This is a genomic window from Amycolatopsis sp. VC5-11, from assembly GCF_037034185.1.
Classification (GTDB): Bacteria; Actinomycetota; Actinomycetes; order Mycobacteriales; family Pseudonocardiaceae; genus Amycolatopsis; species Amycolatopsis nivea.
Genome location: NZ_JBAGKF010000011.1, coordinates 72,245 through 88,666 on the forward strand (window position 1 = coordinate 72,245; position 16,422 = coordinate 88,666).

A 16,422-nucleotide genomic window follows, 5' to 3' on the forward strand; every position below is an offset into this window, starting at 1 on the left:
GAACCAGCCCCGATCCCCGGACGCGGCAGGCCGGGGATCGGGGCGAGTTCTTCCGGCGCGGTTCAGTCAGGCTCCGGACACCGCCACCACGCCGGTCATCGTGCCTACGTAGGCGTGGTCGCCGGACAAGGTGGGCGAGGCGAAGTGCGGAAGAGCGCCGACGTCCAGCTGAGCCAGTACGGTTCCGTCAGCCGGTGACAGCGCGTACAGCACACCGTCGTTCCAGTCCGTCACCCATACCGCGCCGCCGCCTACGGTCGGCGAGCCGTTCGCTGTCCCGTCGGCGTGCCACGCCACGGTGGGGGTGCCGTCCGCTGCGATGCGGACCGCGCGCGGACCGTCGTTGCACGGCAGGTACGCGGTGTCGCCCTTGGTCGAGCTGCCGCCAAAGGACTGGCAGATCTCCGCCTTGGCCTGCTGCCCGCCGATTCCGCCGAGATTGTCGTGGTGCAGCACGTATCCGGTGCCGCGTTTGCCGACCGCGATGACGTGATCGCCGAGCAGGGTCGGGCTGGACGAACCGAGATCGAGGTCCTGCGCGTTGTCGTCGGCCCAGGTGTCCGGGGCGAACAGGTCCACCCGCTGCAGCGTGGGCGACAAGGCCAGCACGGAATCGCTGTCGTCGTAGCCCGTGGTGGATTCGCCGTTGCCGACCGCGTAAAGCAGCCGCTGCCCGTCGACCACGCCGCCGCCTGGCGCCCAGATGCCGGCTTCCCTGGTGGTCGGCACGCTGTAACTGATCGGGTCGGCCCCGCTGGTGGTCGCCGACACCACGGAACCGATGTAGTTCGCGCAGTCCCCGGCCAGCCCGCCGTACGCCACGTACACGCGGTCGCCAAGCACGGTCAGCGCCGCTCGCTGCTGGTGCGCCAGCCGGTCGCCCTTGGGCGGTTCCAGCTCGGTGCGCACCTCCACCGCGCCGGTGGTGACGTTCACCCCGACCAGCACGTGCTGCCCGCCGGTGAGCTCGGCCAGCGCGAAAACCCGGGACGTGGCCTGGTCGTAGGCCATGGTGCCGGTGATGCCGAGCGGGTCGATGTTCCCGCACGGCAGCTCGGCTCTTCTCGCCGGTTCGCCGATGTGCGCCGACCAGCGAACCGCGCCGGTGGCCGGGTCGAGCGCGTAGACCGTGTCATTCTCCGTGGCAGCAAGGATCTGACCGCCGACCACCAGCGGCTGTCCGTACACCGCACCGTCCAAAGTGGCCTGCCAGGCGGTGCCGAGAGTGCCCAGCGGAGCGAGATCCGCAGCTTCGCCGGTGCGGGCGTTGTCGTGGTGATAGGTCGGCCAATCGCCCGCGGCGAGCTGCTGCCGGGCATGGCCGGCGGTCGCCGATGCCGGCGCCGGCGGACCGGCGCCGAGGGCGACGACTGCGATCGCGAGAACCGTGCGGAGACAATTCCTGTTCATGAGGTATCACTCCTGGTCGCTGACTAGCGACTCCCCGTATCGCAGTATCCAGCGGGGCTTTCGGTCGCGATACCTCCGAACGGCAGAACACGCGGTCACCGGGCGATCTCGACATCGCGCGCACGACCGGGACGATCCATCAGATCACTGGGCCTCCGCCACGTCCGCCGCGAAGCCGCGAGCAGAAGGCTTGGAACAGCGCTGATCCAAGCCTCGGCGGCTGGGTGAAAGCGAGACCTCCTCCGCCGATTAGGTCTAGACATCCGATGGATACCCGACTTACGCTCCCCGCCGTCACCGTTCGGTCACGGATCCGACAGGAGGACCGCCGTGTCGATTCCCGCGAGCCTGGCGCTGGCCGCGGTACTGGCGGCCGGGGGGACCGCCGTTCCCGCCGCCGCGGAAACAACCGCCTGTCATGGGCCGATCCGGCCGGCCGCGATACAGGCAGTGCAGTCGTGCGACGGCATGGACCGGATCCTCGCCAAGGCCGCCGCGACCGTGCCGCGTTCCGGGCAGATTGCCTGGCAGCAGCGGCCGGTCACCGCGTTCACGCACTTCGGCATGAACACCTTCACCGACCGGGAATGGGGTTCCGGCGCGGAGAAGGAGTCGACGTTCGCGCCTGCCGCGGTCGACACCGACCAGTGGATGCGGTCGATGAAGGCGGCCGGCGTGACGCAGGTGATGCTGACCGCGAAGCACCACGACGGGTTCGTCCTCTATCCGACGCGCTACACGAATCACTCCGTCGTCGCGAGTCCGTGGTGGGTCACGCCTGGATGTGCCGACGACGCGGTGACGAAGGCCCGTGCAGCGGCGCAGAACGGGCGGGCGCAGGATCCGTCCGCGTACTGGCAGGTTCGCGCCGCCGGGTGCGCCAATCCTCGGGGCGACATCCTGCGCGATTACGTCGATTCCGCGCGGAAAGCCGGGCTGAAGGTCGGCGTTTACCTGTCGCCGGCGGACGGCGCTGAGTTGCCCAAGCAGTTCTTCGCGGACCAGGTGAAACGGGTCGAGGCGAAGGTCGCCGCGGGGCAGCCGTTGAGCATCGAAGAGCAGGCGACTTACGACGACCGCGCGAATACACCTGCTGGTCAGGGGCGGTACGGCACGGGCAGCGCGGCGAAGGTCCGCACTATTCCGTCGCTGGTCCCGAACGACGACCGTGCCGCGGCCCTCGCCGCCGGGAAACTGCCGAAATTCACCGTGACCGAGGACGATTACAACGCCTACTACCTGAACCAGATCTACGAACTGTTCACGCAGTACGGGCCCATTGACGAGCTGTGGCTGGACGGGGCGAATCCCTGGCGCGGCAACGGAATCAGCGAAACCTACGACTTCACGACCTGGTTCCGGATGATTCACGCGCTGTCGCCGGACACCGTCACGTTCGCCGGACCGGCGGGCGTGCGCTGGGTCGGCAACGAGCGGGGCCAAGCTCGGGAGACCGAGTGGAGTGCGCTGCCGACCACGGGCGATCCGAACACCGCGCACAACGAGGAGCTGTTCGTCGGCGGCGCGGAGGGCGCCGATCTCGGGTCGCGGCAGGTGCTCGCCGACCCGTCCGTGCGGTACCTGGAATGGGCACCGGCCGAAGCTGACGTATCAATCCGGCCCGGTTGGTTCTACCACCCGGACGAACAGCCGAAAACGCCTGCGCAACTCGTCGATCTTTACCGCGCCTCGGTGGGACGCAATGCCTCGCTGCTGCTGAACGTTCCGCCTGGCCCGGACGGTCGCGTCGCTCCGGCCGATGCCGCCGCGTTGGCGTCCTTCGGGCAGGCCATCGCCAGGACACAGGCGGTGAACCTCGCCGCCGGTGCGCGAGGGCTGGACGCGGTCACGGATTCCTCGCTGACCACGTCGTGGTCGCCGCCGCGCGGTGCGCTCGCCGGGACGATGGACGTGGTGTTGCCGAAGGCGGCCACCTTCGACCAGATCCGCTTGGGGGAGGACATCACCCGCGGTCAGCACGTCGAGGGCGCGAGCGTACAGGCCGAAGTGGACGGTTCCTGGCGCACGATCGCGACCGTCACCACGATCGGCGCCAACCGCCTCGTTACTCTTCCGTCGCCGGTCACCGCCCGCCACCTGCGCGTGGTCGTCACGCAGTCGCGGGCGACGCCTTACCTGGCTACCTTCGCGTTGTACCGCACTGTCCCCGCCGCCTGAGAGGAAGTCATGACTCTACGCCGCAGAGTTTGGCTCGCCGCTGCTGTCGCGACGAGTGCCCTGACCATCGTCCAACCGGCCTCGGCCAAGCCGGGTCCGGTACCGGTGGTTTCCCCGACGCCGCAACAGATCGACCGCGAGGCTGGCGACGTGTCGCTGCCGTCCTCGGTGGGACTGGTCACCGACAGCACGACTGACGGCCCGGCCAAAGATCTCTTGCTCGACCTGTTGAAACAGCACGGAGTCAAGAAGATCAACACAGGACCGCAGCGCGGGTTCGTCATCCGGCTCAGCAATGGCGGAGACGCGCCAACGCAGGCGGAGGGCTATTCGCTTGCTGTGCGCCGCGACGGCGTGACGATCAAGGGCAGGGATGGTGCCGGGCAATACTACGGCGTGCAGACGTTGCGGCAGCTGTTCGTCCGAAGTGGACACAGCTGGGCATTGAGCGGTGTCGCAGTACGAGACTGGCCGAACATGGCGCTGCGCGGGTCGATCGAAGGCTTCTACGGTCCACCGTGGACGAACGACGACCGGGTGCGGCAGATCAAGTTCCTCGGCGAAACCAAGGCGAACACTTACATCTACGGCGCGAAGGACGACGCGTATCTGCGGGCACAGTGGCGGGATCCGTATCCGCAGCAGGAGTTGGCCGCGCTCGGCCAGCTTGTCCGCACAGCGAACGCGAACCACGTCGACTTCACCTACGCGTTGTCGCCCGGGGTCTCGATCTGCTTCTCGTCGCCGCAGGACGTCGTCGCGGTGAAGGCGAAATTCCAAGCGGTGTACGACCTCGGCGTGCGCTCGTTCTCCTTGCCGTTCGACGACATCTCGTACACCAAGTGGAATTGCGCTGGCGACCAGGCGGCGTTCGGCGCGCCCGGTCAGGCCGCCGCGGGCAAGGCGCAGGTTTCGTTGCTCAACGAGATCACCAAGAACTTCGTGAAGACGCACGACGGCGTCCGTCCTTTGCAGACTGTGCCGACGGAGTACAGCGACCTCAAGGACTCGCCGTACAAGACGCAACTGCGGGAGAACCTCGACCCGTCCGTAGTCGTGCAGTGGACCGGCACCGCAGTGGTGCCGCCGAGCGTGACGAACGACGAAGCGCAGCAGGTGTCCACTGTGTACGGGCGAAAAGTGTTCCTCTGGGACAACTACCCGGTCAATGATTACGAGCAGTCCGCCGGGCGATTGCTGCTCGCGCCGTACGCGCATCGCGAAGCGGGGCTGTCGAAATATCTCAACGGGATCGTCTCGAATCCGATGAACCAGGAGGCGGCCAGCGAGGTCGCCGAGTTCGGGGTCGCCGACTTCTCCTGGAACGACGCGGGCTACTCGCCGGAGCGCTCGTGGCCGCAGGCGCTGGCCCGGCTCGCGGGCGGCGACCAACGCGCGACCGCGGCGCTGAAGGTATTCGCGGACCTCGAACACCTGGCACCCGTCTTCGGGCCGACGCCGTGGCAGCCGCAAGCGCCGGTTCTCGCTGCCCGGGTCGCCGAGTTCTGGCAGCACTGGAATGCCGGCGACCACCGTGCGCTGGGCAAACTGCGCTCGTACGCCGAACAGATCCGCAACGCTCCCGCCGTGATCCGGGGCGGGCAGGTGCAGAGCGCGTTCGTCAGCGAGGCAGGCCCGTGGCTGGACGCGACCGCGCTCTGGGGCGACGCCATGGTGACCCGGCTGGACGCCCTCGCCGCAGCGACCCGCGGTGACGACGCCACGGCCCAGCGTCTGACCGCAGCCGCGGACGCGCTGGTCAAGCGGGCGGAAGCGGTGAAGACCGGCAACAGCAACCGGTGGGGCGTGCGGCAGGCCCTCGTCGGCGACGGCGTGCTCGACGCTTTCCTCGTCCAGGTCCGCGCGGTGACGGCCGGATGAGCGGGGGAGGGATGGACGTGAGCAGGAGGAGCTTCCTCGGCGGCGCGGCCGCGGTCGCCGCGAGCACTGTGTTCGCCGGACCGGCGGGTGCGGCCGGCCGGCGCGGGCTGAGCGTGTCCGGCGACCGGTTCTTGCTGGACGGCAAGCCGTTCCAGATCGTTTCCGGCGCCATCCACTACTTCCGGTTGCGCCCGGACCAGTGGCACGACCGGCTGTCGCGGCTCAAAGCGCTGGGCCTCAACACTGTCGAAACCTATGTGGCGTGGAATTTCCATCAGCCGACGCCGGGCCGAGCGAATTTCCGCGGCGACCGCGACCTCGCGGGATTTATCCGGCTGGCCGGCGACCTCGGATTCCAGGTCATCGTCCGCCCGAGCCCGTACATCTGCGCGGAATGGGAATTCGGCGGCCTGCCCGCCTGGCTGCTCGCCGACCGCGACATGGAGCTGCGCTGCGCCGATCCGGCTTACCTCAAGGCAGTCGACGCGTGGTACGACCAGCTGATCCCGCAGCTGGCCCCGCTGGAAGCGCAACACGGCGGCCCGGTCGTGGCCGTGCAGATCGAAAACGAATACGGCAGCTACGGCAACGACACGAGCTATCTCGCACACCTGCGGGACAGCCTGCGCGCACGCGGAATGACGAGTCTCCTGTTCGTCGCCGACGGTGCTTCCGAATTCTTCATGCGCTTCGGCGAGCTGCCGGGAACGTTGGAGGTCGGCACCGGCGACGGCGACCCGGCGCCGAGCATCGCCGCGTTGAAAGCCTTCCGCCCCGGAGCGCCGGTCATGATGGCCGAGTACTGGGACGGCTGGTTCGATCACTGGGGCGAGTCGCACCACACCACCGATGCGCAGCAAACCGCCGCCCACATCGATCAGCTGCTCGCGACGGGTGCTTCAGTGAACCTGTACATGGCCTGCGGCGGCACCAACTACGGCTTCACTGCTGGCGCCAACACCTCCGGGCTGCAATATCAGCCCACCGTGACCAGCTACGACTACGATTCCCCGGTCGGCGAGGCAGGCGACGTCGGCGCGAAGTTCACCGCGTTACAGTCGGTGATCACCAAGTACACCAAGCAACCAGTCGTCCCGCCGCCCGCTCGCTCGCCGCGCCTGCCCGCGCAGTCGGTCACTCCGTCCGGCTCAGTGTCCCTTCTGGACTCGCTGCCCGCACTGTCCACAGTGGTCCGCTCGGCCCAGCCGGTCTCCATGGAACGACTGGGACAGTCGACCGGCCTGATCCACTACCGCACGACTGTGCAAGGCCCGCATTCCGGCCCGCTGAGCATCCACGGCCTGGCGGACCGGGCACTGGTGTTCGCCGACGGGGTGCAGCTGGGGATCCTGGACCGCAACCATCCGGACGGGACGCTGGACCTGAAGCTGGAGAAACCGCGGACCCGCCTGGACATCCTGGTCGACCCGATGGGCCGGGTGAACTACGGCCCGTACCTGGCCGATCGGAAGGGCATCGACGGCTGGGTCGCGATGAACACCCAGCAGAAGCTGTTCGGCTGGGAGATCCGTCCGCTGCCCCTGGACGACCTGTCCCGGCTGCGGTTCTCGTCCGCTCCGCCGGGCGCCGGCCCGGCCTTCCACCGCGCGACCGTCGCGGTCGCCGAGCCCGCGGACGGGTTCGTCGCCCTCCCCGGCTGGGAGAAGGGCGTGGTGTGGCTGAACGGGTTCAACCTCGGCCGGTACTGGAAGATCGGGCCGCAGAAGACGCTGTACGCGCCAAAGTCGTTGTGGCGGAAGGGGAAGAACGAACTGGTGGTGCTGGAAATGCATCATGCGGGGACGGCGATCGAGATCCGTCCGGAGGCCGACCTGGGCTGAGGGCGAGCCGTCCCGGCCGATGGCCGAGGGGTCACTGCTCCCCGGCGAGGTTCTCGATCGCCCGCTTCCGGCTGTGGTCGAACACGATCGAACTGCGGAACTGCACGACCTCCTTGCGGCTGCTGAGATCCTCGACGAGGAACGTGTGCAGCCGGGAGACGTCCGGGACCGCGACGTGCAGCAGGAAATCGTCGCCGCCGGCGAGCACGAAGACGGCCATCACCTCGGGCATGGCGAGCGCGTCGCGACGGAAGCGGTCGATGATCGGCTGGCTGAGCGGGCGGATCTGGGCGAACACCATGGCCTGCACCGACCGGCCCAGCGCGGGCAGGTCGACCTCGGCGTGGAATCCGGTCAGCACCTGGCGCGCCTGCAGCCTGCCGATCCGGTCGGAACAGGTCGACGCCGCGACGCCGACGCGCTCGGCCAGGTCGCGCATCGGGATCCGGGCGTCCTGCTGGAGTTCGCGGACGATGAGGCTGTCGATCCGATCGAGGTTCGGAGATTCGCTCATTTGCCGAACATATCACCGTCGTTGCTCCGACCAGGCGGTGGAAGGGGCAGTGTTGCGTCCGTGAACCGAACAGAGAGTTTTGCCGGGGAAGCACTGCAGGTCGTCCGCGGGGCTAGGTCGGGGGTCGCGATCGCCGTCGCGATCCATTCGACGGCGCGCGGTCCGGCGATCGGCGGGTGCCGGATCAAGGCGTACCCGTCGTGGCGGGACGGGGCGGACGACGCGCTGCGGCTTTCGGCGGCGATGACCACGAAGTGCGCACTGGCCGGTCTTCCCTACGGGGGTGGCAAAACCGTGGCGGCGCTGCCCGCGGATGGGATCGACCCGGCGCGGCGGCCGGACCTGATCGCCGACATCACCGAGGCGATCGCCGCGCTGGGCGGGCGGTACCGCACCGGGCCGGACATCGGGTCGACGTCCGAGGACATGGCGGAGATCCACCGGCTCGCGCACGGCTGGGCGTTCTGCCGTCCGGAGAGCCAGGGCGGCAGCGGGACGTCGAGCGTGGCGACGGCGAGGGGAGTCCTGGCGGCGCTTGAGGCCGGGGTCGCGCCAGGCTCGGTCGACGGGTCGCGGATCGGCGTGCTCGGGTTCGGCAGCGTCGGGCGGCTGATCTGCGAAGCGCTGATCGAGCGCGGCGCGAAGGTGGTGGTCACCGACGTCGACAACGGGCTGCGGCCGGTCGCGGAGCGGCTCGGTGCCGCTTGGACCACGGCCGACCTGGTGCGGGAGCCACTGGACGTGCTCGTGCCTGCGGCGACGGGCGGCTTGCTGACGGTCGAGTCGGCCGCCGCTTGCGGTGCGTCGCTGATCGTGGGACCGGCGAACAACCAGATCGCCGCCGAGGAGGTAGCGACGGTGTTGCGCGACCGGGGAGTCACGTGGATTCCGGATGTCGTGGCGAGTGCGGGCGGGATCATTCACGCCGTCGGCCGCGAAGAACTCGGAATGGACGAGGCGGCGGTGAACGCGAAGATCGACGCTATCGGTGACACGACGAATTCAGTACTGGCGCTTGCCCGGGAACGGGAGTGGACGACAGTGCGGGCTGCCCGGGAACTGGCGGCGCTCGCCTGAACGAAGAGCACGCCAAGGCTCTGGGAGCCTTGGCGTGCATTTCCTTTTCCGTGCGGTCAGTACCAATGCGCGCGGCCGCCGATACGGCGTCCGGTCCCGCCGAGCACCGCCAGGATCGCGCCGATCACTACGAGGGCGATCCCGATGCTCCACAAAATCTGGATCGAGGTGATGAACCCGATCACGAGCAGAATGACGCCGAGAACAATCACGGGGAGAACCTCGTCTTTCTTCTCTCGGTGGGGAATGTGGCGTGCTTACTCCCGGATACCCTCACTCGCTCGAGTGAAACATGACTTCGGCGGAGAATGCGGTCCGCGGGCATTCCCGGACACGCACCGTGAATTTGTCACCGCGTTGATCGGTTCGACGGCAGGAATTCAGGCAAATGGCGTAAGGGAGCGCGCCGGCGCCGGGGCCGCCGGGAAACCGGACGAAGCGGCCGATTCCGCGCTCGCCTGCGTCGGCGCGCCCGGACGGGCATCATGGGGTGGTGGCCGGGCCGCCTGCCCGGCAGGAACGACCGAGGACGGGACCGTGACGATGGACGAGCCGACCGACCCCAGTGCCGACCCGGCGCGCGACTTCCGCGTCGAGCGAGCGGACCGGCCCCCGGTCGCGGTGCTGGCGGTGTACGGCGAGGTCGACATGGTCACCGCGCCGCTGCTGACCGCCGCGGTCGACGAGGCGCTCGCCGGGGCCCCGCCGGTGCTGGTGCTGGACCTCGCCGCGGTGGAATTCCTGGCCTCCGCCGGGCTGACCGCGCTGGTGACCATCACCCAGCACCGGGCGTCCGGAGCCAGCCTGCGGATCGTCGCGTCCGGCCGGGCGACCATGCGGCCCATCCAGCTCACCGGGCTGGAGCAGACCCTGCCGCTGTACCCGACCGTCGACGCGGCGCTGGCCGGGTCCTGACCTGGGAAGTCTCCTTCGGACAGACAGCACGGGTGAACTCGCGCCGCACCGGGTAACCGGGCGGCGGAGAGGTTCCGGCGCAGCCGCAAGCGCTGGCGCCGCGAGCAGAAAGCCCGTCGAACGGGGGAGAACATGCGCATCGGCTACACCTTGATGACTGAACAGACCGGGCCGCGCGAGCTGGTCGGCTGCGCGACCGCCGCTGAGCAGGCCGGATTCGACTTCGCGGCCTGCAGCGACCACTATTCGCCGTGGCTGGCCGAACAGGGGCACGCGCCGTACGCGTGGAGCGTGCTGGGCGCGGTGGCCCAGGCGACCGAGCAGCTCGAACTCATGACGCTCGTGACCTGCCCGACGATGCGGTACCACCCGGTGGTGGTCGCGCAGAAGGCCGCGACGGTGCAGTTGCTGTCCGACGGCCGCTTCACCCTCGGGCTCGGCTCGGGGGAGAACCTGAACGAGCACGTCGTCGGCTTGGGCTGGCCGTCGGTGTCGGTCCGGCACGACCGGCTCGCCGAGGCCGTCCAGATCATCGGCGGCCTGTTCGACGGCGGCACGTTCACCTACACCGGAAAGCACTACCGGGCCGACGGGGCGAAGCTGTGGGACCTGTCGCCGACGCGGGTGCCGATCGCGATCGCGGTATCCGGCCCGAAGTCCGTGAAGCGGTTCGCGCCGGTGGCCGACGCGATGGTCGCGGTCGAGCCGAAAGCCGAGCTGTGCACGGAATGGGACCACGAGCGGCTCGGACCGCCGACGCGCAAGATCGGGCAGCTGCCGGTCTGCTGGGACCCGGACCGCGGGGCGGCGATCCGGCGGGCGCACGAGCAGTTCCGGTGGTTCGGCTCGGGCTGGCCGGTGAACGCGGAACTGCCGGGAACGCAGGCGTTCGACGCGGCGACCCAGTACGTGCGCGAGGACGACGTGGCGGCGGGGATTCCGTGCGGCCCGGATGCCGGGCCCATTGTGGACGCGGCGAAGCAGTTCGCTCAGGCGGGGTTCACGGATCTGGCGTTGGTGCAGATCGGTGGGCCGGAGCATCAGCCGGAGTTCATGAAGTTTGCTGAGCGGGAGTTGTTGCCCGCGTTGCGGTAGCGGATCGAGGGAGCTGGGCCCGGGTGTCGAGGTGCCCGGGCCCAGCTGTGGGTCACGGGTGGCGCAGGAGCGCGCCGAATCCGTCGGTGAGGTCGCTCGTCACGCAGGCCGGGTTCACGGATCTAGCGTTGGTGGGCCGGAGTATCAGCCGGAGTTCATGAAGTTTGCGGAGCGGGAGTTGTTGCCCGCGTTGCGGTAGCAGATGGAGGAAGCTGAGCCCGGGCGTCGAGGCGCCCGGGCCCAGCTGTGTGTCACGGGTGGCGCAGCAGCGCCCCGAATCCGTCGGTCAGGTCGAGCCGTTCGTCGATCACCACGACGTCCGCGCCGACTGCCACCGCTGCGTAGGGCAGGGCTTCGTCCGCGCGTCGACGGGCTGGGTCGGCCACACCGAGTGCGTCCAAACGGGATTGGGCGACGCCGACCTGCGTCGGTTCCGAACCGGTGTACACACTGGCCTCGCCGGAGTCGCCGACCAGCAGCGTCTCGACATTCGCCTCCGCCAGCGCCGCGGTGACGGCGGACAATCCCGTGACCGCCAGGGCCGATTCGCGAGCGGCGTCGGCACGGAAGCGTTCGGCAAGATCGTCCAGCTCGCGCAATCGTTGCCCGGTAAGCACTTCGTGCACGGCCCGGTCCAGTTCGGCCCGGCCGGCGCCGGAGGCTCGGCTGCCCGCGTCGACCTCCGCGGCGAGCGAACGGGCCGGTTCGGGCAGGCGCTCGTGCAGTTCGGTGCGGGCTTGGACCTCGCCGGCCAGCACGATCGCTCGCGGCCGCACGCGTTCGGCGGTCTTCGCGAGGTGATCGGCGACCTCCGAAAGGTTGTTGTGCGCGGTCTGCTCCGCATGCGACTGGATGTCGCGGTGCGCGGGACCGCCGCCGCGAACCTTGTGCACCGGGTGCTCCTGCCCGTGCACGGTCTCGGTTTCGACACTGCCGTCCGGCCGGTGCACCTCGATGTCCGCGCCGGTCCGGTCGACGAGCACCACCAGATGCGCGGGCGCTTCTTCCAGATGGCTCACGGTCGGCAGGAAGTACGGCAGCGCGGAGAACCGCGCCACCTGCGTCGGCGGCGGAGCCGCGAGCCGCCGGTCGAGCAGGACGTTGCCGTGCGCGGCGACGAGCGTGCGCCCGGCCCGGCCGACCGGCGGCGAGCTTTCTTCAACGGCGCGCAGGACGGCATCGACGCTCGGCCGGTCGGCGCCCTGGTCCTCGAGCGCGGCCTCGATCTCCTTGAGCCGCAACCGCAATTGCTTCGCCGCGTCCTCGGTGTCGTGCGATTCGTCGAAGTGCACCGAGACGAACGGTCCGTCTGTCAGCAGCGCGCGCAGTTCGTGTGTGTCCATTTCGGATTCTTCCTCCCAATGTTCGGGACAGCCTCACCGGGTCCGCGGCAGCTCGGGCGAGGCGGTGTCCAGCGGGACCGCGCCGGAACGGACGAGTCCCAGCTGGACAGTCTGTCGCCGGCCCGCCTTCTCCAGCGCCCAGTCGGTCGCGGTGCGCAGGCGGTTTCCCGGCAGCGACAGCAGGTGGTAGCCGCGGGTCACCAGCCGGGCGGGAAGGCCCGCCAGCGGGATGTGCAGCGGATTGGCCGCGCCCTGGCCGGACCCGAGGTCGACCGCGAAGCCGAGGTCGTGGTGCCGGTACTTGCGCGCGCGGCCGACGCCGAGCGACGCGGCGACGTTGTTCCCGGCCAGTTTCCCTTGCCGCTGCGCGTGTTGCGCGGTCATCGGCGTGGTTTCGCCGGGACGGGTCAGGTCCGGCACCGCCGCCGCGTCGCCGCAGGCGAACACGTCGGCGCGGCCCGGCACGTTCAGCTCCGGCGTGACGACCAGCCGGCCCTTCACGGTTTCCAGGCCGAGGTCGGAGACCAGCGGATCGGGGCGGACGCCCACGCACCACACGAGCGTGTGCGTCGGGACGGCGTCGCCGGTGGTCAGCGTGACGCCTTCGACGTCCGCCTGGTCGACCGAGGTCTTCATCCGGACCTCGACGCCGCGCTCGCGCAGCACCCGGTCGGCGGTGGCGCCGAGCCGGGGGTCCAGTTCGGGCAGCACGCGTTCGGCGATGTCCAGCAGCAGCCAGCGAATCTGCTGCCCCTCGAGTTCGGGATGGCGGCGCGCGAGGGCCGCGGTGAACTCCGGGCCCTGCGCGGCGACCTCCGTGCCGGTGTACCCCGCGCCGACGACGACGAACGTGCACCGGGCGTCGCGCTCGGCCTGGTCGTCGGTCGCGGCGGCCAGTTCGATCTGCCGGGTCACGTGGTCGCGCAGGTACAGCGCTTCGGGCAGGCCGCGGAATCCGTGCGCGCACTCGGCGACGCCGGGGATCGGCAGCAGCTTGTTGACGCTGCCCGCGGCGAGGATCAGCCGGTCGTAGTCCAGCTTCCGCTCGCGGTCTTCGGGGTCGGTGTAGGTCACGGTGCGGGCGTCGAGGTCGACCGATCCGGCGGTGCCCAGCGCCAGCCGCACGCCGCGCAGAGTGTCCGGAATGGACACCGCGACGTGCCGGGGGTCGACGATCCCGCTGGCCACCTCCGGCAGCAACGGCAGGTACAGGAAATAGTCGGTGGGGTTCAGCACGACGATCTCGGCGCGGTCCCCGAGGGTGCGCAGCAGTTTGTGCGCCGCGTGGTACCCGGCGAACCCGCCGCCGACGATCACGACTCGCATGGGCGGCCTCCTTTCGCTCGACGGGTACCCGGAGCGCGGCCGCGCAATCGCGCCGGTTTCGCCCCGCCGCGTCCCGGGCACCCGGGTCCGGTACCCGATGGCGAGGAGGAGCGCATGAGCAGCACGATCACCGAAATCGTGGACGTGGACGTCCCGGTGTCGACCGCGTACAACCAGTGGACGCAGTTCGAATCGTTCCCCGAGTTCATGGAGGGCGTGGAGGAGATCCGCCAGCTCGACGCCACGCACACGCACTGGGTGACCCGGTTCGGCGGCGTCGGCAGGGAGTTCGACGCGACGATCACCGAGCAGCACCCGGACGAGCGGGTCGCGTGGCGCTCGGACTCCGGGCCCGACCACGCCGGGGTGATCACCTTCCACCGGCTGGGGGACACCAAGACGCGCGTCACCGCGCAGATGGAGCTCGACCCCGAGGGACTCGCCGAGAACGCCGCCGACAAGCTCGGCATCCTCGACCGGCGCGTGAAGGGGGACATGCTGCGGTTCAAGCAGTTCATCGAACAGCGCGGACGCGAAACGGGTGCGTGGCGCGGCGACGTGGAACGCCCGAGCTGACCGCGGGGTAGCGAACCCCGCACGAGATCCGTAGCGAAAGGAGAACAGCATGGCCCGCGTGGCAGTGCTCGTGGACGAAATGACCGAGGACGACGAATTCCGGGTGCCGTGCGAGCGGTTGCGCGCCGCCGGGCACGAGCCGGTGGTGGTCGGCCTGGCGAAGGGCAAGAAGCTGACCGCGTTGCACGGCACCGAAATCACGACCGACCAGGCCGTGGACGACGTGGCCGCGGCGGACTTCGACGCGGTCGTGGTGCCCGGCGGGTACTCGCCGGACAAGATCCGCACCAGCGAGCCGATGGTCGCGCTGGTCCGGGAAACGGCCGCCGCGGGCAAGCCGGTCGCGGCCGTGTGCCACGGTCCTTGGCTGCTCGCCGAGTCCGGATTGGCGCGCGGCCGGACGGTGACGTCGTGGCCGTCGCTCCAGACCGACCTGCGCAACGCCGGTGCGGAGTGGGTCGACCGCGAAGTCGTGACGGACGACGGCGTGATCACGTCGCGGAATCCGGACGACCTGCCCGCGTTCTGCGACGCGCTGCTGGAACGGCTGAAGTAGAGCTGGACGTACGTGAGGGGAACCCTGAAGGAATCAGATTCCTTCAGGGTTCCCCTCACGTATCTCTGTTTCGCCGTGGCGGCTAAGGCTCAGGACAGCGCGAACCGGATGCCGAAGTGGTTGAGTGTCGCGGGGAGCCGCCCCGGCTGGAGGCCGGCGGCGGTGCCTCGCGGCGCGAAACCCGCTTGCTGCAACAGAGCGGCGAGCAGCGTTGACGCGGTGAAGAGCACGACGTCGCGGCCCGGGCACACGCCCGGCCCGGCGCTGAACGGCACGAGCGCGGGATTGGCTTTGGCGCGGCCGTCCAGCCAGATGTCCGGGACGAAGGAATCCGCGTACGGCAACGTTTCCGGGTCGCGATGGAAGAACGGCGTGTAGATCAGGAACGACGTTCCCTCGGGGCCCCACGCGGTGTCCTCGGTGCTTTCGCGCAGCAGAGCGGGTGTCGTCGGCCAGAGCCGGATGGACTCCAGGACACAGGCGCGCAAGTACGGAAGCTGTTGCGGCTTCGAGAGATCCGCTTCGGCGACTTCCCGGCGGGCCTCGGCGAGCTCGTCCGGATGCGTTGCGAGCAAGGCAAGTGCGCGCAGGGTGGCGATCGCGGCGGCGTCGAAGGCGAACAGCCAGTGCGGCACCTGCCCGGTCGGGTCGTCCTCCTCATCGGCCGGCTGGTTCGCCATCGCCGCGCCGAGGCTGCCCGGGCGGTCCAGGCCGAGCTGACGGTCGAGCAAAGACTGGAACTGGCGGCGCTGGTCCTCGCGGCGCGGGTGCGCGAAGGCCCAGTTGGCGTTGAGCCGCAGCTGGTCCAGCAGATCGGTGACGCGCCGGTCGGCCGTGGTGTCGCCGCCGAGCACGATCTTGCGGATGATCGTCCAGAAGTGCTCGGTGAACTGGGTCGCGTCGAGGTCGGGGAAGCCGGAAAGCATTTCGTGCGCCTCGGTGCGGATGGTGTCTGCCCAGGTGCCCGCGAGTTCGTGTGCGGCCCGGCCTGGTTCGAGGACGGTTTCGTTGAGCTTCCGCCGCCGCGCGCGGTTGGCGCCGCCGGAGATCAGGACGCCGTGCGGCTGGAAATGGCGCAGGGCCGCGTCTTTTTCAGTGGTGTCCGGGCTGAACGGGCTCGGCGTGCCCGCCAGCAGCGAGCCGACGTGGTTCGCCTCGAGCACCAGGCGGAACGAGCGGCCCGGGACCGGCAGGTCGAGCGGACCGGGCCCGTAGCGGGCGCGCAGGTCGTGCAGCAGGCGGATGCCCGAGCGGTCGACGTGCAGTTTCTGCGCCGCGGCCATCGCGCGGGGGCGGCGTTTGATCAGTCCGATGCCGACGGTGGGGGCGACCACCCGCGCGAGGATGCGTCCGGTGTCGCGGGCCGACGCCCGCTGCGGGCGGATGTCGGCCGGGGGCAGTTCGGACAAGTCCGGGCTCGCGGTCGCGTGGGTAGTCGCCATGCTGTTCGGATACCCGGGCCGGTCCGGGCGAAACCTGGCGATGCTCGTGTCCATTGTGGACGATTGGAACCGCCAGGTGCGGAACGGTTCCGCGGGCGAGAGCGAGGTCCGGACAGTCCACAATGCCGTCGGCGGGGCCGGATTCGGGCTGGTCGCGGGCACTGCGCTGCGGTACCGTCGTCTCAGGAGCGGTTCAGCCCACGTGCCGTCGCCTTACCCCAAGCGGCCCGCTTGATCCGGGCCCGGGGCCGGGCCGCACTGATTCGGC

At 69.7% G+C, this 16,422-nt stretch carries 15 protein-coding genes; 9 read left to right on the top strand and 6 right to left on the bottom strand.

The window, feature by feature from the left end:
• Window positions 1-66: 66 nt before the first annotated feature.
• Window positions 67-1,410, bottom strand: a complete 1,344-nt coding sequence (locus WA670_RS28825; protein ID WP_336159420.1) for an outer membrane protein assembly factor BamB family protein — start codon at window positions 1,408-1,410, stop codon at window positions 67-69.
• A 330-nt stretch (window positions 1,411-1,740) separates the two neighbouring features.
• Between WA670_RS28825 and WA670_RS28830 the strand changes: the two genes are divergently transcribed.
• The 3 genes from WA670_RS28830 to WA670_RS28840 are packed head-to-tail and all read left to right on the top strand — an operon-like array spanning window position 1,741 to window position 7,310.
• A complete protein-coding gene (locus WA670_RS28830; protein ID WP_336159421.1) occupies window positions 1,741-3,588 on the top strand; it encodes an alpha-L-fucosidase in 1,848 nt (615 codons plus the stop codon).
• Between the two features lie 9 nt (window positions 3,589-3,597).
• On the top strand, window positions 3,598-5,469 hold the full coding sequence (locus tag WA670_RS28835; protein WP_336159422.1) for a beta-N-acetylglucosaminidase domain-containing protein: 1,872 nt from the start codon (window positions 3,598-3,600) through the stop codon (window positions 5,467-5,469).
• Window positions 5,470-5,480: 11 nt separating this feature from the next.
• Window positions 5,481-7,310 (top strand): beta-galactosidase, encoded by a 1,830-nt coding sequence (locus WA670_RS28840; protein ID WP_336159423.1) that lies wholly within the window; start codon window positions 5,481-5,483, stop codon window positions 7,308-7,310.
• 31 nt (window positions 7,311-7,341) lie between these two features.
• On the opposite strand, the gene WA670_RS28845 is transcribed toward WA670_RS28840, so the two are convergent.
• Window positions 7,342-7,824, bottom strand: coding sequence for an Lrp/AsnC family transcriptional regulator (locus WA670_RS28845; RefSeq protein ID WP_134662247.1), 483 nt, complete (start codon window positions 7,822-7,824; stop codon window positions 7,342-7,344).
• Window positions 7,825-7,884: 60 nt separating this feature from the next.
• Between WA670_RS28845 and WA670_RS28850 the strand changes: the two genes are divergently transcribed.
• On the top strand, window positions 7,885-8,901 hold the full coding sequence (locus WA670_RS28850) for a Glu/Leu/Phe/Val dehydrogenase (RefSeq protein ID WP_167754198.1): 1,017 nt from the start codon (window positions 7,885-7,887) through the stop codon (window positions 8,899-8,901).
• A 56-nt stretch (window positions 8,902-8,957) separates the two neighbouring features.
• On the opposite strand, the gene WA670_RS28855 is transcribed toward WA670_RS28850, so the two are convergent.
• Complete coding sequence (locus WA670_RS28855; RefSeq protein ID WP_086024889.1) at window positions 8,958-9,113, bottom strand: hypothetical protein; 156 nt, start codon at window positions 9,111-9,113, stop codon at window positions 8,958-8,960.
• A 331-nt stretch (window positions 9,114-9,444) separates the two neighbouring features.
• On the opposite strand from WA670_RS28855, the gene WA670_RS28860 reads away from it, so the two are divergent.
• On the top strand, window positions 9,445-9,816 hold the full coding sequence (locus tag WA670_RS28860) for an STAS domain-containing protein (RefSeq protein WP_037812961.1): 372 nt from the start codon (window positions 9,445-9,447) through the stop codon (window positions 9,814-9,816).
• A gap of 132 nt (window positions 9,817-9,948) precedes the next feature.
• Window positions 9,949-10,911 (top strand): TIGR03557 family F420-dependent LLM class oxidoreductase, encoded by a 963-nt coding sequence (locus WA670_RS28865; RefSeq protein WP_336159424.1) that lies wholly within the window; start codon window positions 9,949-9,951, stop codon window positions 10,909-10,911.
• 251 nt (window positions 10,912-11,162) lie between these two features.
• Here WA670_RS28865 and WA670_RS28870 read toward each other — a convergent pair whose 3' ends face one another.
• A complete protein-coding gene (locus WA670_RS28870) occupies window positions 11,163-12,254 on the bottom strand; it encodes an Rv2629 family ribosome hibernation factor (protein ID WP_037812958.1) in 1,092 nt (363 codons plus the stop codon).
• Between the two features lie 33 nt (window positions 12,255-12,287).
• Window positions 12,288-13,580, bottom strand: coding sequence for an NAD(P)/FAD-dependent oxidoreductase (locus WA670_RS28875; protein WP_336159425.1), 1,293 nt, complete (start codon window positions 13,578-13,580; stop codon window positions 12,288-12,290).
• A 114-nt stretch (window positions 13,581-13,694) separates the two neighbouring features.
• On the opposite strand from WA670_RS28875, the gene WA670_RS28880 reads away from it, so the two are divergent.
• Together WA670_RS28880 and WA670_RS28885 are read left to right on the top strand one after the other, a co-directional pair.
• Window positions 13,695-14,156, top strand: coding sequence for an SRPBCC family protein (locus tag WA670_RS28880; protein ID WP_134730148.1), 462 nt, complete (start codon window positions 13,695-13,697; stop codon window positions 14,154-14,156).
• A gap of 49 nt (window positions 14,157-14,205) precedes the next feature.
• On the top strand, window positions 14,206-14,712 hold the full coding sequence (locus WA670_RS28885) for a type 1 glutamine amidotransferase domain-containing protein (protein WP_037812954.1): 507 nt from the start codon (window positions 14,206-14,208) through the stop codon (window positions 14,710-14,712).
• 89 nt (window positions 14,713-14,801) lie between these two features.
• Here WA670_RS28885 and WA670_RS28890 read toward each other — a convergent pair whose 3' ends face one another.
• Entirely contained in the window at window positions 14,802-16,154 is a 1,353-nt protein-coding gene (locus WA670_RS28890; RefSeq protein WP_238606865.1) for a cytochrome P450, read from the bottom strand.
• Here WA670_RS28890 and WA670_RS28895 point away from each other — a divergent pair.
• On the top strand, window positions 16,153-16,389 hold the full coding sequence (locus WA670_RS28895) for a hypothetical protein (RefSeq protein ID WP_037812953.1): 237 nt from the start codon (window positions 16,153-16,155) through the stop codon (window positions 16,387-16,389). The genes WA670_RS28890 and WA670_RS28895 overlap by 2 nt on opposite strands.
• Window positions 16,390-16,422: the final 33 nt, after the last annotated feature.